This is a genomic window from Nocardia sp. NPDC004068, from assembly GCF_042874315.1.
Classification (GTDB): domain Bacteria; phylum Actinomycetota; class Actinomycetes; order Mycobacteriales; family Mycobacteriaceae; genus Nocardia.
On sequence record NZ_JBIAMW010000006.1, the window covers coordinates 145,944 to 161,778 of the forward strand.

Annotated in this window: 17 protein-coding genes; 10 read left to right on the plus strand and 7 right to left on the minus strand. The window is 67.9% G+C overall.

The genetic code is table 11. The annotated features are described in order from the left end of the window. Positions 1 to 115: 115 nt before the first annotated feature. The gene (gene asnB / locus ACFYTQ_RS16720) at positions 116 to 2,041 is read right to left on the minus strand and encodes an asparagine synthase (glutamine-hydrolyzing) (protein ID WP_387361536.1); all 1,926 of its coding nucleotides are present in this window, start codon (positions 2,039 to 2,041) and stop codon (positions 116 to 118) included. A 376-nt stretch (positions 2,042 to 2,417) separates the two neighbouring features. Here asnB and ACFYTQ_RS16725 point away from each other — a divergent pair, with 376 nt between their 5' ends. Together ACFYTQ_RS16725 and ACFYTQ_RS16730 are read left to right on the plus strand one after the other, a co-directional pair. Continuing rightward, on the plus strand, positions 2,418 to 3,407 hold the full coding sequence (locus ACFYTQ_RS16725) for a cytochrome c oxidase subunit II (RefSeq protein ID WP_387361538.1): 990 nt from the start codon (positions 2,418 to 2,420) through the stop codon (positions 3,405 to 3,407). A gap of 22 nt (positions 3,408 to 3,429) precedes the next feature. Continuing rightward, positions 3,430 to 3,846: a cytochrome c oxidase subunit 4 gene (locus ACFYTQ_RS16730; protein ID WP_387361540.1), complete on the plus strand. Its 417-nt coding sequence runs from the start codon at positions 3,430 to 3,432 to the stop codon at positions 3,844 to 3,846. A 105-nt stretch (positions 3,847 to 3,951) separates the two neighbouring features. Here ACFYTQ_RS16730 and ACFYTQ_RS16735 read toward each other — a convergent pair whose 3' ends face one another. Together ACFYTQ_RS16735 and ACFYTQ_RS16740 are read right to left on the minus strand one after the other, a co-directional pair. Continuing rightward, the gene (locus ACFYTQ_RS16735) at positions 3,952 to 5,229 is read right to left on the minus strand and encodes an FAD-binding oxidoreductase (RefSeq protein WP_387361542.1); all 1,278 of its coding nucleotides are present in this window, start codon (positions 5,227 to 5,229) and stop codon (positions 3,952 to 3,954) included. Between the two features lie 546 nt (positions 5,230 to 5,775). After that, positions 5,776 to 6,645 carry a type II CAAX prenyl endopeptidase Rce1 family protein gene (locus tag ACFYTQ_RS16740; RefSeq protein WP_387361544.1) on the minus strand — a complete coding sequence of 290 codons (870 nt, stop codon included), beginning with the start codon at positions 6,643 to 6,645 and terminating at the stop codon, positions 5,776 to 5,778. A 125-nt stretch (positions 6,646 to 6,770) separates the two neighbouring features. Here ACFYTQ_RS16740 and ACFYTQ_RS16745 point away from each other — a divergent pair, with 125 nt between their 5' ends. Further along, on the plus strand, positions 6,771 to 7,535 hold the full coding sequence (locus tag ACFYTQ_RS16745) for an SDR family oxidoreductase (RefSeq protein WP_387361546.1): 765 nt from the start codon (positions 6,771 to 6,773) through the stop codon (positions 7,533 to 7,535). 70 nt (positions 7,536 to 7,605) lie between these two features. Here ACFYTQ_RS16745 and ACFYTQ_RS16750 read toward each other — a convergent pair whose 3' ends face one another. The 3 genes from ACFYTQ_RS16750 to ACFYTQ_RS16760 are packed head-to-tail and all read right to left on the minus strand — an operon-like array spanning position 7,606 to position 9,279. Beyond that, on the minus strand, positions 7,606 to 8,277 hold the full coding sequence (locus tag ACFYTQ_RS16750; protein WP_387361548.1) for a VOC family protein: 672 nt from the start codon (positions 8,275 to 8,277) through the stop codon (positions 7,606 to 7,608). Positions 8,278 to 8,322: 45 nt separating this feature from the next. Beyond that, positions 8,323 to 8,817: a DUF3237 domain-containing protein gene (locus tag ACFYTQ_RS16755; protein ID WP_387361550.1), complete on the minus strand. Its 495-nt coding sequence runs from the start codon at positions 8,815 to 8,817 to the stop codon at positions 8,323 to 8,325. Positions 8,818 to 8,826: 9 nt separating this feature from the next. After that, positions 8,827 to 9,279 (minus strand): ester cyclase, encoded by a 453-nt coding sequence (locus tag ACFYTQ_RS16760; protein ID WP_387361552.1) that lies wholly within the window; start codon positions 9,277 to 9,279, stop codon positions 8,827 to 8,829. 108 nt (positions 9,280 to 9,387) lie between these two features. Between ACFYTQ_RS16760 and ACFYTQ_RS16765 the strand changes: the two genes are divergently transcribed. From ACFYTQ_RS16765 to ACFYTQ_RS16785, 5 genes are read left to right on the plus strand one after another with little or no spacing between them, the layout of a single operon-like run. Next, entirely contained in the window at positions 9,388 to 9,702 is a 315-nt protein-coding gene (locus tag ACFYTQ_RS16765; RefSeq protein ID WP_387361554.1) for a WXG100 family type VII secretion target, read from the plus strand. 3 nt (positions 9,703 to 9,705) lie between these two features. Further along, positions 9,706 to 10,005 carry a WXG100 family type VII secretion target gene (locus ACFYTQ_RS16770; RefSeq protein ID WP_387361555.1) on the plus strand — a complete coding sequence of 100 codons (300 nt, stop codon included), beginning with the start codon at positions 9,706 to 9,708 and terminating at the stop codon, positions 10,003 to 10,005. Beyond that, complete coding sequence (locus ACFYTQ_RS16775; RefSeq protein ID WP_387361557.1) at positions 10,002 to 11,414, plus strand: hypothetical protein; 1,413 nt, start codon at positions 10,002 to 10,004, stop codon at positions 11,412 to 11,414. Before ACFYTQ_RS16770 ends, ACFYTQ_RS16775 begins: the two co-directional genes overlap by 4 nt. Positions 11,415 to 11,417: 3 nt before the next feature. Further along, the gene (locus tag ACFYTQ_RS16780; RefSeq protein ID WP_387361559.1) at positions 11,418 to 11,687 is read left to right on the plus strand and encodes a hypothetical protein; all 270 of its coding nucleotides are present in this window, start codon (positions 11,418 to 11,420) and stop codon (positions 11,685 to 11,687) included. Beyond that, entirely contained in the window at positions 11,684 to 12,121 is a 438-nt protein-coding gene (locus ACFYTQ_RS16785) for a hypothetical protein (protein ID WP_387361561.1), read from the plus strand. The genes ACFYTQ_RS16780 and ACFYTQ_RS16785 overlap by 4 nt, the downstream gene beginning before the upstream one ends. A 6-nt stretch (positions 12,122 to 12,127) precedes the next feature. Here the strand turns inward: ACFYTQ_RS16785 and ACFYTQ_RS16790 are convergent, their stop codons facing one another. After that, the gene (locus ACFYTQ_RS16790) at positions 12,128 to 12,943 is read right to left on the minus strand and encodes an IclR family transcriptional regulator (RefSeq protein ID WP_387361562.1); all 816 of its coding nucleotides are present in this window, start codon (positions 12,941 to 12,943) and stop codon (positions 12,128 to 12,130) included. 149 nt (positions 12,944 to 13,092) lie between these two features. On the opposite strand from ACFYTQ_RS16790, the gene cysD reads away from it, so the two are divergent. Both cysD and cysC read left to right on the plus strand, forming a co-directional pair. Next, positions 13,093 to 13,998, plus strand: a complete 906-nt coding sequence (gene cysD / locus ACFYTQ_RS16795) for a sulfate adenylyltransferase subunit CysD (protein WP_387361564.1) — start codon at positions 13,093 to 13,095, stop codon at positions 13,996 to 13,998. Then, positions 13,998 to 15,833, plus strand: coding sequence for an adenylyl-sulfate kinase (cysC, locus tag ACFYTQ_RS16800; protein ID WP_387361566.1), 1,836 nt, complete (start codon positions 13,998 to 14,000; stop codon positions 15,831 to 15,833). The genes cysD and cysC overlap by 1 nt, the downstream gene beginning before the upstream one ends. Positions 15,834 to 15,835: the final 2 nt, after the last annotated feature.

A 15,835-nucleotide genomic window follows, 5' to 3' on the forward strand; every position in this document is an offset into this window, starting at 1 on the left:
ACCCGGCGAATTGCAGGTGAACGTAGGCCCCGGCGAAAAGCGCGCCGGGGCACAGGAGGTGGGAGCGCCGGGGCACAGGGGGTGCGGGTGCCGGGGCACAGGAGAGGGCAGCGCCCTACAGCCGCACCGGGTAAGTCGGTTCCTGAATGTCCGGCTTGATGCGGTTTTCCACGAAGATGCCGTGCCAGATCATGAAGACCAGGAGGGTCCAGAGGCGGCGGCTGTGGTCGGTGGTGCCGGAACGGTGTTGGGCGAGCATGGATTTGATCGCCGGTTTGTCGAGGAGGTGGTCGGTTTGGGAGTCGGCTATCTGGGTGGCGGCCCAGTCGTGGAGTTCGGGGCCGCGCAGCCAGTGGCGGAGGGGGACGGGGAAGCCGAGTTTGGGGCGGTGCAGGACGTGCGGGGGGACGATCGTCTCGAGGGCACGGCGCAGGGCGTACTTGGTGGTGTCCTTGGTGATCTTCTGGTCGAACGGGATCTGTTCGGCGACGCGGAACACCTCGGGGTCGAGGAAGGGGACCCGCAGTTCGAGGGAGTTGGCCATGGTCATCTTGTCGGCCTTGACCAGGATGTCGCCGCGCAGCCAGGTGAACAGGTCCAGATGTTGCATGCGCGCCACCGGATCCCAGCCGCGGGAGCGGTCGTAGATGGGCGCGGTGACGTCCTGATGGGTCCACTCGGGGCGGAAGTCGCGCAGCACGGCCCGCAGCTGCTGATCGGAGAAGCTGCGCGCGTTGCCGTAGTAGCGCTCCTCGAGCGGCAGCGATCCGCGATGCAGCAGGCTCTTGCCGCGCGTGCCCTCGGGAATCCGCTCCGACAGCCTCCCCGCCAACCGGCGCACGCCGCGCGGCAGATACTCGAAGGGCTTGAGCGACAACGGTTCCCGATAGATCGTGTATCCGCCGAACAGCTCGTCGGATCCCTCGCCCGACAGCACCACCTTGACGTGCTTGCGCGCCTCCTTCGCCACGAAGTACAGCGGCACCAGCGCCGGATCCGCCACGGGATCGTCGAGATACCAGACGATTTCGGGAATCGCGTTGGCGAAGTCCTCGGGACTGACCACCCGGATGTAGTGCTTCGCCCCGATCGCCTCCGCGGTCTCGGCGGCCACATCGGCCTCCGAATACCCCTCCCGCTCGAACGCCGAGGTGAACGTCAGCAGATTCGGATTGTGCCGAATCGCCAGTGCCGCAATGGCCGTCGAGTCGATGCCGCCGGACAGGAACGAGCCGACGGTCACGTCCGCCCGCATGTGCTTGGCGACCGAATCCTCGAGCACCGCCGCGATCTCGCGGTAGCGCGCCTCCTCGGATCCGGCCGCGAACGGCCGCACCCGGAACTTCGGCTCGAAATACCGTTCGCTGGAAGGCTTCTCACCCGGCGACAATGTGGCGTAGCAGCCCGACTCGAGGCGGCGGATGTCCGCGTGCAGCGACTCCGGCTCCGGCACGTACTGCAACACCGTGTAGTGCTCCAGCGCCCGCACATCCAGCTCGTCCGAAAGGCCCAGCGGCGCAAGCAGTTCCAGCAGCGACTTCTTCTCGCTCGCCCACGCGGTGCCGCGCGGCCCGGTCGCCAGGAACAGCGGTTTGATGCCGAACGGATCGCGTGCGAGCACCAGCCGCTGAGTCTCGCTGTCCCACAACGCGAACGCGAACATCCCGCGCAGTCGCGCGAAAGCCGCTGTGCCCCAATGGTGATAGGCCGCGACGATGGCCTCACCGTCGCCCTCGGTGTGGAACACCGCGTCGTGCTCGGCGCGCAACTGCTCGCGCAGCTCGAGATAGTTGTAGATCTCCCCGTTGAACGCCAGCACGTAGCGGCGTGGATTGTCCGGCGGCCCCCAGAACAGCGGCTGATGCGAATGCTCGATATCGATGATCGACAGCCGGTTGAACCCGAGGATCAGGTCCCCGTCGTGCCACGTGCCCCGCTCGTCCGGGCCGCGGTGCCGACCGCACTGGAGGGCGTCGTAGACCCGCTGGACGACATCGTCGGTCGCGCCGTCGGCGGTCAGAAATCCGAGCAGTCCACACACTGCGGGGGGAACCTCGTTTCGGGATCGGGGGACGGACGGTGGCCGGTGGTCTTCGAGTATGCCGTAGGTACGGGATTCGCGCTGGGCCCGGTGTGTCGAAATCGACCCGGTCACAACACAGCACCCGGTTTGGTCTACGCTGCGTAGTACTCGGGAACTCCCGGGATGCGCCGTGCGTTGCGCCGGTTCGCCCGCGAGTGCCCCGAACGAGCTGAAACCGCGTCGCCCGCAGGTCGGGCGGCGTCGAGTCGGATAGACGACCAGGAAGGCGTTGAGCGTGGCGCACAAGGCGAGCGAAGCGATAGGGGCACGACCCGGCGGAGGCGCTACCTCCGGCCGGGGCCGCATCCTTCGGCGGGCCGGGCTGGCGGTGTCCATGGGGATCACCGTGCTGCTCGTCTCGGGCTGCTCGATCGACAACCCCGTGCTTCGGTTCGGCTGGCCGACGGGCGTGACCCCGCAGGCCACCAAGATGCGGGAACTGTGGACCTGGTCGGTCGTCGCCGCCCTGCTGGTGGGTGTGCTGGTGTGGGGGTTGACCTTCTGGACGGTCGCCTTCCATCGCAAGAAGCCGAATTCGCCGGAGTTCCCGCGGCAGACCGGCTACAACGTGCCGTTGGAGCTGACCTACACCGCGATCCCGTTCGTCATCATCGCGGTGCTGTTCTACTTCACCGTGGTCGTGCAGAACTACGTGCACGAGAAGGTCGGCAATCCGGACGTGGTCGTCGACGTGACCGCCTTCCAGTGGAACTGGAAGTTCGGCTACCAGAAGGCCGTGCTCGCCGGCGGTCAGGTGTATGACGGTGTCGACCAGACCCGCCAGGGCCTCGACGACAAGATCATCGAGGAGTACAAGGAGCGCACCGCGGACGGCCACCCGCAGCCCGGCCCGGTGCACGGCAAGCCCGCCAACGACATCACCTACCTGCACTACGACAAGGTCGAGACGGTCGGTTCGAGCACCGAGATCCCGGTGCTGGTGCTGCCGACCAACAAGATCGTCGAGTTCCAGCTCGCCTCCGCCGACGTGATCCACTCCTTCTGGGTGCCGGAGTTCCTGTTCAAGCGGGACGTCATGCCCAACCCCAAGGAGAACCACTCCGACAACACCTTCCAGATCACCAAGATCGAGCGGGAGGGCGCCTTCGTCGGTCGCTGCGCGGAGATGTGCGGTACCTTCCACTCGATGATGAACTTCGAGGTCCGCGCGGTGTCGCCGGAGAAGTTCGAGCAGTACCTGAAGGCGCGCGAGGCGGGTAAGACCAATGCGGACGCGCTGGCCGCGATCGGCGAATCGCCGGTGGCGACCACGACCCACCCGTTCGAGACCGAGCGCACCGCCCGCGGCGGAAGCTCCTCCTAGAGCAAGCGAGGACTGATCTGACATGAAGGTCGAAGCACGCATCTTCGAGCTGCTCACGGTGTTCTTCATCATCGTGGCGGTCGTCTACGCCTTCTTCACCGGCCAGTCGCGGACCGGCGTCGAGTGGGCCGGTACCACCGCGATCGTGCTGACCGCGGGGCTGACCCTGATCGTCGGCACCTACTTCCGGTTCGTGGCGCGCCGGTTGGATCTGCGTCCCGAGGACTACGAGGACGCCGAGATCGTCGACGGCGCGGGCGATCTGGGCTTCTTCTCGCCCGGCAGCTTCTGGCCCATCCTGATGGCCGCCTCGGGTTCGATCACCGCCATCGGCTTCGCGTTCTTCCAGCCGTGGCTGATCGGGCTCGGTGTGATCTGTGTGCTGACCTCGGTGGGTGGGTTGGTATTCGAGTACCACTTGGGTCCGGAGAAGCACTGACGCCCTGGTTCTAGCACCCCTGGGTTCCGAGCCGCACTGACGCCCTTCCCGTACACGAGGAACGCCCGGTCGAATTCGACCGGGCGTTCGGCGTTTTCGGGGCGGTCAGTCGGCGGCGTGGTAGCGGCGGGCGCGCTCCACGAGGCAGATCTCGTCGATGCCCGCGTCGATCTCGCGCAGCACCTCTGGCATGCCGGACCGGGCCGGGTAAGTGGTGCCGGTGGGGCGCAGGCGGCAGGTGAACGAAATGAATCCGTGGTCCTCACCGGACAATTCGTGCAGGTACGGGGAACGTACGCCGTAGGTGAGGGCCGAGATCACGGTGAACGCGCCGTTGCGCTCGCGGTGGTCGGTGAGCAGATCGTGCAGCTGATGGAATACCGAGGTGTAGGTCGACAGCGGTGCGAACACCGCGACGCGGTAGGCCGGTCCACGTTCGGAGGATGTCACGACCGTGTCGGCGAGGTATTCGGCGTCGCGCAGGGTCAGCACCTTCGGCGAGAACATCAGCGCGCCCGCGGCGGCGTTGCGGACCGGCATCCCGGCCGGGCCGCGCGCGGCGGAGGCGATGGCGCCCAACGACTTCCGGGCCCGGGCGCCGAGTTCGCGGCGCGCCCGCAGCGACGGGGTGGCGGTGGTCGGGTGCAGGCTCGACCACTGGCCGAAGCGCACGGTGCCGAGCTGGACGTGACCCGTACCGACGGGACGCGAAACCCGTAGCGGGGCCGTATCGACCCAGCGGCCGACCTGGAGCATGGCGTCGCCGGGCTTGACGATCTCGGCGAGGGAGTGCTCGACGAAGGTGTCGAAGTCCAGGAAGCGGTGCGCGTCGGAGGTCAGCCAGGTGCGGTCCTTGTCGACCTCGACCGCCTCGAGGGTGAGCGCGGTGATGATCCCGGCGCGGCCGCCGCTGCCGAGGATGCGGCGGAACCGGTCGGTGTGGTGGTTGCGCCCGCAGGTGCCGAATCTGCCCTCGGGATCGACGTATTCGAGGGAGACGACGTTGTCGCTGAACATGCCGTAGCGGTGGGAGGCGCCGCTGAGCCCGCCGACGGCCGCGAATCCGCCCGCGGTGATCTCGCGGTGGTCGCCGACGATTGGCAGGCCCAGCCCGTGCGCGCCCAGCGTGCGGTCGATATCGGACAGCCGCGCCCCGGCCTGCACGCGGACCAGCCGGGCGTCGGCGTCGACGGCCTGCACCCGGTTCATCCGGCGCAGCGACAGCACCACGCGGCGGTCCGGTGGACCGAGCTCGTCCTCCGCGGTGGGCTCCCCGCCGTACACGGTCAGCGGCTGGGGCCGCGAATCGCGAACTGTGCGAACGACATCCGCGGTATCGCGGGGTAGATATTCCTCCGGCAGGGCGGCCAACGTCGTGCTCATGGCCCCACAGCTAACCACACCCGGGTTACCTTCGTCTGCCCCGAACCCAGCGGTCCGGCGGCGGCCGTGGTGAGAGGGTGTGGGTGGCGTGAAAGCGCGAATCCGGCGGGGTGGTGAGTGGGTTCGGGTGCAGTGAAGGGCGAGCCCGGTGGCGTGGTGAGTGAGTACGCGTGGCGTGAAAGAGCGAGCCCGGCGGGGTGGTGAGTGGATACGGGTGTCGTGAAAGCGCGAATCCGGCGGGGCGGTGAGTGGGTACGGGTGGCATGAAGGCGTGAATCCGGCGGCTGTGGTGGGTGGGTACGGGTGCCGCGAAGGGGCGAGCCCGGCGGGTGGTGAGTGGGTACGGGTGGTGTGAAGGCGTGAATCCGGTGGCCGTGGTAGGTGGGCTCGGGTGCGGTGAAAGCGCGAGCCCGGCGGGTGGTGAGTGGGTACAGGTGGTGTGAGAGCGCGAATCCGGCGGCGTGGTGAATGGGTGTGAGTGGCGGGAAAGGGCGAGCGCGGCGGCTGCGGTAAGGGGTGCGGGTGGCGGGAAAGCGCGATGGTCGCTCAGGCGGGGGTGGGTTGTTCGGTTGGGTGGGACTTGGTGGGAGTGGGGCGGGGGATGGAGGTTATGGGGAACAGGGTTGTGCCGAGGATGGCGGTGAGGGTGAGGTCCGGGAGGATGAGTAGGAGGGTGTGGGTTTGGTGGATGTCGGCTACGAAAAGGGTTGCCAGGACGGATGCGATGGTGTTGTTGGCTGCGTGGGCGACCGTGGACGGCCAGACGCTGCCTGTCCATAGCCGTAGCCAGCCCAGTAGCGTGCCGAAGATGGTGCAGAAGGGGATGTAGATGAGGGCTGCCCAGGCGCCGATGTCGGTGAAGCCGTAGCCGAGCAGGGTCAGGGGGGCGTGCCACAGTCCCCAGACCACTCCGGTGGTGATCAGCGCGATCGGGACGCCGAGGCGGTCGGTCAGCCGCGGCAGTAGCCAACCGCGCCAACCGATCTCCTCGCCCAGGGCGAGCGGGACCATTTGCAGCACGCTCACGAACACGCCCATGACGAGCATCGCGCAGGTGGTCTCGGCGCTGTAGCGGGCGCCCAGGTCGAGCCAGCCGAATCCGGTGTCGACGAGGAAGCGGACGAGGGGGAACAGGGGCATCGTCAGCCAGACGACGAGGACGGTCAGCAGGGTGCGCCGCGGGCGGTGGCCGAGGTCGAGTCCGACGCCGGAGACGAAGTCCCGCAGCGGTATTCGGCGTAGTCGCCAGACGACCAGGGTGGCGATGGTGGGGGCGAGCATCATGATCGCGGCGCCTGCGGGCAGCCAGGGCGAGGTCAGGCCGTGCCCGTCGAGCCACGGGCCCGCGGCGACGATCCACGCCGTCCCGTAGGCCACCGCTGCGAAGACCGCGAAGTCGCGGCGCGAAATGGTCATCGATTCATCCCCCTCGGTCGAAAGCTCCCTTTCTACCAGGACGATTCGGGTCGTGTCCGGGGCACGAACTGTGACATGCGGATCAGTCACTTGTGATCGCGGGCGGTCGGCGGTTAGCTCACGGTATGAGCACGGTTCTCGTGACCGGGGGCACCGGCGCCCTCGGTAAGCGGATTGTCGAGCGGCTGCGGGTACAGGGGCACGAGGTGCGGGTGCTGTCGCGGCGCGAGGGGGCCGGAACCCATGTGGGGGATCTGACCACCGGCGAGGGGGTGCGGGCGGCCGTCGACGGCGCGGAGCTGATCGTGCACGCCGCCTCCGACACCCGCCGGGTCGGCAAACCCGATGTGGCCCAGACCCGCAACCTCCTGGCGGCCTCCGGTACGGTCCGGCATCTGCTGTACGTCTCGATCGTCGGCATCGACCGCATCCCCATGCGCTACTACCGCAACAAGCTCGCCTGTGAAAACCTGATCACGGGAAGCCTTGTGCCGCATACGATCCTGCGCGCCACCCAGTTCCACGACCTGATCGCCGCCGGGCTGCGCGCGGCGGAACGGCTGCCGATCGCGCCGCTGCCCCCGGACTTCCGCTTCCAGCCCGTCGCCACCGAGGACGTGGCACTGCGGATCGCGGATCTGATCGCCGGTGACCCGCTGGGACGGGCGCCGGACATGGGCGGACCGGAGGTGCTGACGTTCGGGGAGATGACCGAGGTGTGGCGCGCGCGTCGGGGCAAGCCGCGGCGGGTGGTGCGAATTCCGTTGTGGGGGCGGGTGGCTCGCGGACTACGGGCGGGGTACAACTTGTGTCCGGAGCAGCGGGACGGGGTGCGGACGTGGGGGGAGTTCGTGGCGTCCGACGCGGGGGCGCCGTACGGGCGGAGGTAGTGATCGAGGTCGTCCCCCGGGGACGACCTCGAGTCCGTTCACCCCGTGCGGGTGGAGGGAGTCCTTCGCGCTACGCGGCTATGAGTTCGGTTCGGGGGTCGAGAGCGAGTCGGGTGTGGCGGCCGTCGATATCCAGGATCGCGTTGATCGGGCCCCGGGCGGGGTGGTCGGATTCGGTGGCGAACCAGATGCGGTCGGTGTCGGCCAGGATGAGGAGGCCGTCGTGGTCGCCCAGGGGTGCGAACGTCGGTAGTTGGGGCGGGAAATGGGGGAGGGCGAAGGTCTCGTCCAGGGTCGCCACCGCCGCGGGGAGGTCGGCGACGCCGATGCCGATCTCGCTGATGGACAGCAGGCGGGGAGTGTGGCCGTCCGCGCCGCGTTCGTGCGAGTGTGCTTGGCGGGCAATGTATTCCAGGACGATGTCGTCGGGGCCGCGGAAGTAGATCGAGCGGGAGGACCAGCCGGGCGGGCCGTCGACGATCTCTTCGCCGTTGACCCGAATGGGGTCGAGGCGGGCGCGGAGCCAGGTGTGGGCGAGGTCGAGGTCTTGCGGGGGAATGTCGAAGGCGAGGTGGTGTACGCCGTCGAACTCCGGGCCCTGGGTGATCACCAGACGGCTCGTGCCGATGGCGATGCGGAGCCCGGAGGGGGTGGTGTCGACGGGTAGGTTCAGGACGTCGCGGTAGAAGGTGAGATTCTCGTCGAGATCCGTTGCGGTGATGGTCACTTCGCGAATGTGCATGGGTCCTCCGTTCGTCGCGTCCGACGGTAGAACCTCGAGTGCGGTTCAGGTCAACTGCGCCACGTGGTAGGCGATGCCGTTCTCGATCAGATAACCCGAGCCGACGCAGACGATGTCGTTGAGCCAGCCGTACTTCGGTGATCCGGTCTCGAAGAGGGGCGTGGTGCGGAAGTAGTAGCGGGCCGGGTCGATGTGGTGGCGGGTGGCGGTGTCGGCGAGGTCGGCGCGGACGTCCGGGGGGATCACCCAGCGGCCGCCGTAGGTCATGTGGATGAGGTGGTCGTCGTGGGTGCGGAGGGTCAGGCGGACGTCGAGCGACATGGTGCCGTCGGCGCGGTAGAGGGCCCAGTCGCCGCCGCCGGGGAGGACCTCGCCGCGCAGGCGGGGGCCGTGGAAGGTGCCGCGCGAGGCGGGGTAGAGGGTGCGGCGGCCGAGGGGGCCCGGGCCGAATTTCAAGGGGGGTTCGAGGTCGACGGCGATGTCGAACAAGGGGGTGGTGGTGATCGGGGGGACGGCGTGGACGCGGGTGTCGAGGGTCATCGATCCTTCTCAGACGAGGGCGGGTTCGCCGAACAGCTTGTGCCGCACGGCATCTGTCGAGACGCCCGACTGGGCGCAGAGGGCAGAGAGATCGAAGAAGAACACTTCCTCGGCGATCAGGTCGTCGGCGAAGGTGAACCGGATGAAGACGGGGAGTTCGGCGCGGCGGCCGTTGGGGGTGACGCCGAAACGTGTTGTGCTCATGGTCATTCGGGCGGTTCCCCAACAGACGAGGGTGTGGCCGTTGTCGGCGTGGGATTCGAGGGTGACCTCGTAGTCGGGGAAGGTGGCGAAGAAGGATGCCAGGGTCTTCTCGGTGGCGGCGCGGCCGTGGGTGGTGGTGCCGAAAGGTGGTGTGTGCAAGGTGAATTCGGGGTGGAGGACGGTGAGGGCGGCGGGGATGTCCTGGCGGCTCTTGGCTTCGGCGAGGGCTTGGGCTAGGGCGAAGCGGGGGGAGGGCATGGAGGGAAGAATACGTACGGGCGTATGTAAAGGCAAGACTTCGGGGAGCCGAGAGGAGGGCCGGCGCGTCTTATAGTGCGTAGAGGGGCTCGACGTGAGGAGGGGTGGATGGTCGACGGACTTCAGGTGGACCCCGCGCGACTACGTGCGGCGGCCCGATTCATCGCCGACAAGGCGCAGACCATCAAGACTCGGGTACAAGAGCTCGATCGCACGGTGGGGCGGGAACTGCTGGCCGACGGGTGGCAGGGCAAGGCCGCCTCGGTCTACGACGAATCGTGGATCGAATGGAAGCGCGGGGCGGACGAGATCGTGGCCGCCCTGGAGTCGTCGGCGTCCGGTTTGGCCGATGCCGCCAACCGGTACGAGATGCAGGACAATGCCGGACGTGATTCGATCACCGGAACCGAAGGCCGGGGATGAAACATGGTGGACGACTTCAGCTTTCGTGTGGACCTGCAACAGCTCGATGACGCGATCGCGGCCATGGGCAAATTCGGTGCGGAGGTCGACGGCTGGCTTCGGGAGGTCGATCAGCACATCGCCGATCTCCATCTCTCCTGGTCGAGTCGGGCCGCCGACGTGCAGCGCGAGGCGCACGCCAAGTGGCTGGCGGGAGCCGCCGAAATGCGGCAGAACCTCGACGAACTGCGCGAGGTGGCGCGCCGGGCGCACGCCAACTACTCCGCCGCCGTCGACACCAACACGCGGATGTGGCCCCAATGACCTCGCCGTCCGTGCCGTTGATCGTCTGCCGTGCGGTCGAATATCACTCCGCGGGTGAGGTTTTCGGGCAGATGGCGAACGATGCCATCGCGACGCATTCTCCGTTGGTGGCGGTTCTGGCGGCGAACGCGGGGATGGCGGGGAGTGACAGCGTGGGGCGGGAGTGGGCGAGTTCCTACGATCAGGCGGCGCAGTTGGCGGTCTCGGCGTCGTCGAAACTGGCCACGGCGTGTGGGCAGGTGCGGGATCTGATCGTGGTCGGAGCTCATAATCATCAGGTCGCCGAGGCGGCCTCCAATCCTCGAGGAACGGAACTACCGCCGCCTCCGGCGCTGTCGCCGGATCCGTGTCTACCGGACACGGCGGTCTCAGCAGCCGGGAACGGTATTCCCGAGCCGTTCGGATGGTCGATCATCGAGGACGCGGTCGGGTGGGCGTGGCCCAACGGGCATCAGGACAAACTCGAAGCCGCGAAAGTGGCTTGGCAGACCGCGTCTCGGGATTTCCGGACCGTCGCCATGCAAGCTCCCCAAGCGGTGGAACTGCTTCGAAACCAGCAGTCTCCCGAGATCGACGTCAGCGTGCGGACGTGCACGGACCGGCAGGCCGATCTGCTGGCACTGGCCGATGTCTGTCAGGTGCTCGGTGACGCGTGCGGTGAGTACGCGCACTACCTGGACGAGGCGCACCACAAGATACTCGAAGAGCTGAAGGGGCTCGTCCTCGAAACAGCCGCGGGGGAGGTAGCTTTCGCTGTTCTCACGCCATTCACGGTGACCTTGTCGGAATGGGTGGGAAACGCCGCCATGGCGGGGCGAATCGCGATACGCGCGCGGCGGGTCGCGACGATTATCGGGGAACTCGCCGCGCGAGTGGCGCGCCTTGTCGCCACTGCCGTCAAGCCGCTCGTGGAACGGCTCGGACCGCTGTTCGACAAGGTTCGCAACTGGGTCGAGGCTGCCAGGATAAGGCTGACTCCGTTGGCGCGGCGCGAGGCCGTTTCGGCAGATGGGCGGCTGTTCTCTCGAATGGGGGCACGCAGCAACCGAGAGATCATGGAGAGCGGAGATCATCTACCCATGACTCAGGAGACCATTCAGGAATATGCGCGCCGGGCCGGGATCGATCTACGGGGTGTGCAAGTGGACGTGGCGAATTCAGCGGAGGATATTCGGTACTACGATATGATGGGTGCCAGCGCGAGCACCGGGCCCGGCCATATCGCCTTGGCTCCCAGTGCATTTGCCGACGAAGAGGCGCTGTTGCGGAATCTCGTTCACGAACGGGTGCATATCGAACAGTACGCCCAAGGGCGGATCGGCTCGGCCGTGGCCGATGAGTTGGAGAGCGAGGCCTATCGGGCCGACGAGGAATTCTGGCAGCGTTTCGTTTCCGGGAAGGGTGAATAGGCCGTGAGTGAATTCCATGTCGAAGAGATCTTTCCAGTGAGTTTCCGGCCGACGCCGTTTGTCGTGGGACGGGCGGTCGGCGACTTCGCGGTCGGTGAGCACGTGGAGCTACGCAAGAAGGACGGGACGGTCCATCGGGGAACTTTGGAGGCGCTCGACCTTCATCGTCCCGCGGCGGGGAAGTTCTCGTTGGTGTTCTCCGGAGAAGTCTCCGCCTGGGTGGAGCCGGGTGACGTCATCTACTCCACTGATCCGGATCAGGCCCTGTCGTGACTGTCGACTTTCGCGAATGGGAGCGGATTCTGCGGCGGGAACTCGCCGAGATCGAGCAGCGTGGTGAGGGCTTTCGGAAAGTGCTCGGAGCCGTGCGGGGCCGCGCCGAGTTTCGCGGAGTTCTCGTCGAGGTCGACGCCACCGGGGACATCACCGACATGCGGCTCGCGCCCGGGGTGATGCGCTGGCACAGTGCGCAACTCGCGGACGTGATTCGCGACTGCCACCGCCGGGCTCGTGCCGATGCGAAGAGCCGGGTGGAGCAGGTAGTGGAGCGTGCTGATCCCCGTCTGCGCGGGCCGTTGCGGGAACTGATCGGGCGGCGGGAACCGGCAAAAGACGGTCGACCCCGGCGCGCGCTGACCGAGGAGGAGATTCAAGCTGCCGATGACGAGTACTTTCGGTGGCGGAATCGGAGTGGGTGGCTGGAGTAGGGGGAACTATTGGGGGAGGGCGGATTTGGTGATGTGGTCGGCTGTTTCTCGGACGGCCTCGCCCATTTTCTGTAACTCCTCGGCCGACAGGAGGCGGTCCGGGCAGGCTACTACCGTGGCCGAGACTGTTTCCGGGGTGAGGAAGATGGGGGCGGCCACTGTGACTACCGCGTTCTCCGGGCCCAGTTCGTCGGGGAGGTAATCGATCGAGATGAGGTCCGCGATCATGGCGTTGAGGCGGTTGCGGAGGGGGTCGGTTACGGGGGAGGTGCGGAGGGTCGCCAGGGCTTCGAGCATGGGGGCGGATTCGTCGGCGAGGCGTTCTACGGAGTAGCCGCGGGTGCGGACGGCGGTGAGGACCTCACGGAGGCGGTCGCGGTGGGCGGGGTCGGCTGAGGCGAGCCAGGATTCGCGGGTGGCGGCGGGGGCCCAGGCGGCGAATTCGCGGGCCACGGGTGGGGCGAGGGGGAGGCGGCGGCCGGGGCGGATCCAGGGGACCGAGGGGGTGCCGAGGACTTCGGTGATGAGGATGGTGTCGTTGTCTCGTTCGGCGAGGAAGACCGGAACGTCAAGGCGCGCAACGAGTTCGCGCAGGGGGTCCTGGGCGAGGCGGCGGAGGGGGAAGGCGGATTCGGCGCGGCGGGCGAGGGTGACCAGGCCGAGGCTGAGGGTGTAGTTGCCGTCGGGGTCGCGGGCGGTCCAGCCGTCGGCGGTGAGCTGGGTGAGCACGGCGTGGGCGGTGGCGCGGGACATGCCGGTGTCGCGGACGATGCGGGCCAGCGACAGGTGCTCGGTGGGGCGGCGGGCCAGTAGTTCGATCACTTGGACGACGCGATGGGTGGGCGGGGACGCCGCCGCGGGGTCCTTTTCTGGAACAGGTTCTTGACCGGCGTGGCTGGCGCGGCCTATCGTCGGTGTCACAATATCGAACGATAGCGTCGAATATTCGACAGTGCAAGTGGGAGAGGGCTGTGCGGACGGGATATGAGCTCTCGCATCTGGGGGCGTTGGAGGCCGAGTCGGTCCACATCTTCCGGGAGGTGGCGGCGACGTTCGAGCGGCCGGTGCTGCTGTTCTCCGGGGGCAAGGATTCGGCGGTGATGCTGGAGTTGGCGCGCAAGGCCTTCTGGCCTGCGCCGTTGCCGTTTCCCTTGCTGCACATCGACACCGGGCACAACTTCGACGAGGTGATCGAGTTCCGGGATCGGACCGCGGCGCGGCTGAACGCGCGGCTGCTGGTGGGCGCGGTACAGGACGACATCGATGCGGGGCGGGTGGTCGAGCGGCCGGGCGAGACCCGCAATCGGTTGCAGACGACCACGCTGCTGCGGGCGATCAACGAGAACAGGTTCGACGCGGTATTCGGCGGGGCGCGCCGGGACGAGGAGAAGGCCCGCGCCAAGGAACGGGTGTTCAGCTTCCGCGACGAGTTCGGGGCGTGGGAGCCGCGGGCGCAGCGGCCGGAGATCTGGAATCTCTACAACGGGCGGCACCGCGCGGGCGAGCACATCCGGGTCTTCCCGCTGTCGAACTGGACCGAGCTCGACATCTGGGAGTACATCGATCGCGAGGCCGTGGAGCTGCCGTCGCTGTACTACGCGCATCGTCGCGAGGTGGTGCGCCGCGACGGAATGTTGTTGGCCGCCAACCGTTTCGTGACGCCCCGACCGGACGAGGAGGTGTTCGAGACGACCGTGCGCTTCCGCACCGTCGGCGACGCCACCTGCACCGGCTGCGTGGAGAGCGAGGCCGCCGATCCGGTGGCGGTGATCGCCGAGACCGCGGTCACCCGGCTGACCGAACGCGGCGCGACCCGCGCCGACGACCGGATCTCCGAGTCCGGCATGGAGGACCGCAAGCGGGAGGGCTACTTCTGATGAGCCGCAACCTACTTCGACTCGCGACCGCCGGGAGCGTGGACGACGGCAAGTCCACCCTCATCGGGCGCCTGCTCTACGACTCGAAGAACCTGTTCACCGATCAGCTCGCCGCCATCGAGCGGTTCAGCACCCAAAGGGGCGACGCCGCAACGGATCTCGCGCTGGTGACCGACGGGCTGCGGGCCGAGCGCGAACAGGGCATCACCATCGACGTGGCCTACCGCTACTTCAGCACGCCGCGGCGCAAGTTCGTCATCGCCGACACTCCCGGGCACGTGCAGTACACCCGCAACATGGTCACCGGCGCGTCCACCGCGGACCTCGCGCTGATCCTGGTCGACGCGCGCAAGGGCGTGATCGAGCAGACCCGGCGGCACGCCTTCCTGGCCGCGCTGCTGGGGGTGCCGCACATGGTGGTGTGCGTGAACAAGATGGATCTGGTCGGGTGGTCGGGCGAACGCTTCGACGAGATCCGCACGGAATTCGCGGATTTCGCGGCCAAACTGACCGTCGGTGATCTGAGCTTCGTGCCGGTGTCGGCGCTGCTGGGCGACAATGTCGTCGAGCCGTCGGAGCGGATGACGTGGTTCGCGGGGCCGCCGCTGCTGCGTCATCTCGAGGACGTGCACATCGCGTCGGACCGCAATCTCATCGACGCCCGGTTGCCCGTGCAGTACGTGATACGCGCGGACGGGCACCGAGCCTACGCGGGGACCGTGGCGGGCGGGATCTTCAAACCGGGCGACGAGGTGGTGGTGCTGCCGTCCGGGCGCTCGACGCGGGTGCGCCGGGTGTGGGGGCCGGGCGGGACGAAAGTGGACGAGGCGTTCACCGGGATGTCGGTCTCGCTGACCCTCGACGAGGAGCTCGACGTCGGGCGCGGAGACATGTTGGCGCGCCCGGGGAATCGGCCGCATCTGGATCGCGATCTGGACGCGATGGTGTGCTGGTTCGCCGACGACGCCGTGCTGCGGCCCGGGGCGGAGTACACCATCCGCACCGCCGCGCAGACCAGCGCCGTGCGCGTCACCGAGCTGGACTACCGCCTCGACGTGAACACGCTGCATCGCGAGGTCGGCGCGGAGAGCCTGGCGCTCAACGACATCGCGCGGTTGTCGTTGCGCTCCCGTACCCCGCTGATGTTCGACCCGTACCGGGACAATCGCCGCACCGGGAGCTTCATCCTCGTCGACGACGCCACCCATCAGACCGTGGCCGCGGGCATGATCCTGGCCCGCGACACCGGCGCGCGGACCGGGGCGAGCGAGGTCGTCTGGCACAGCTCCTCGGTGGAGCGGACCGGGCGTCCGCATCGGGGTGCGACGGTGTGGCTGACAGGATTGTCGGGGTCCGGAAAGTCCACGGTCGCAGTCGAATTGGAGCGTCAGCTGGTGGCCGCGGGGCGGCCGGCGTATCTGCTGGACGGGGACAATCTGCGGCACGGGCTGAACGCAGATCTGGGCTTCGGCGACGACGACCGGCGCGAGAACATCCGCCGGGTGGCCGAGGTGGCCGCGCTGTTCGCCGACGCCGGGGTGGTGGCGATCGTGTCGCTCATCAGCCCGTTCGCCGCGCAGCGGGAGCAGGCGCGCGCGGTGCACGACGGGCGCGGGCTGCCGTTCCACGAGGTGTTCGTGGACACCCCGCTCGAGGTGTGCGAGCGCCGCGACCCGAAGGGGCTCTACGCCCGCGCCCGGGCGGGGCGACTGCCGCAGTTCACCGGCATCGACTCGCCCTACGAGCGGCCCGAACATCCGGATGTGGTGATCGGCACCGCGGACGGGACGCCCGCCGAGATCGCCGCGCGCCTGCGCCGGGATCTGGGACTGTAGCT

What these genes read in the sequence shown, in the direction of transcription:
- ACFYTQ_RS16770 (WP_387361555.1), top strand. Translation starts at nt 9,706, where the DNA reads ATGGTGGACGACTTCAGCTTTCGTGTGGACCTGCAACAGCTCGATGAC.
- ACFYTQ_RS16750 (WP_387361548.1), bottom strand. Translation starts at nt 8,277, where the DNA reads ATGCACATTCGCGAAGTGACCATCACCGCAACGGATCTCGACGAGAAT.
- ACFYTQ_RS16760 (WP_387361552.1), bottom strand. Translation starts at nt 9,279, where the DNA reads ATGCCCTCCCCCCGCTTCGCCCTAGCCCAAGCCCTCGCCGAAGCCAAG.
- cysC (WP_387361566.1), top strand. Translation starts at nt 13,998, where the DNA reads ATGAGCCGCAACCTACTTCGACTCGCGACCGCCGGGAGCGTGGACGAC.
- ACFYTQ_RS16725 (WP_387361538.1), top strand. Translation starts at nt 2,418, where the DNA reads ATGGGGATCACCGTGCTGCTCGTCTCGGGCTGCTCGATCGACAACCCC.
- ACFYTQ_RS16755 (WP_387361550.1), bottom strand. Translation starts at nt 8,817, where the DNA reads ATGACCCTCGACACCCGCGTCCACGCCGTCCCCCCGATCACCACCACC.
- ACFYTQ_RS16745 (WP_387361546.1), top strand. Translation starts at nt 6,771, where the DNA reads ATGAGCACGGTTCTCGTGACCGGGGGCACCGGCGCCCTCGGTAAGCGG.
- ACFYTQ_RS16730 (WP_387361540.1), top strand. Translation starts at nt 3,430, where the DNA reads ATGAAGGTCGAAGCACGCATCTTCGAGCTGCTCACGGTGTTCTTCATC.
- ACFYTQ_RS16765 (WP_387361554.1), top strand. Translation starts at nt 9,388, where the DNA reads ATGGTCGACGGACTTCAGGTGGACCCCGCGCGACTACGTGCGGCGGCC.
- ACFYTQ_RS16735 (WP_387361542.1), bottom strand. Translation starts at nt 5,229, where the DNA reads ATGAGCACGACGTTGGCCGCCCTGCCGGAGGAATATCTACCCCGCGAT.
- ACFYTQ_RS16740 (WP_387361544.1), bottom strand. Translation starts at nt 6,645, where the DNA reads ATGACCATTTCGCGCCGCGACTTCGCGGTCTTCGCAGCGGTGGCCTAC.
- ACFYTQ_RS16775 (WP_387361557.1), top strand. Translation starts at nt 10,002, where the DNA reads ATGACCTCGCCGTCCGTGCCGTTGATCGTCTGCCGTGCGGTCGAATAT.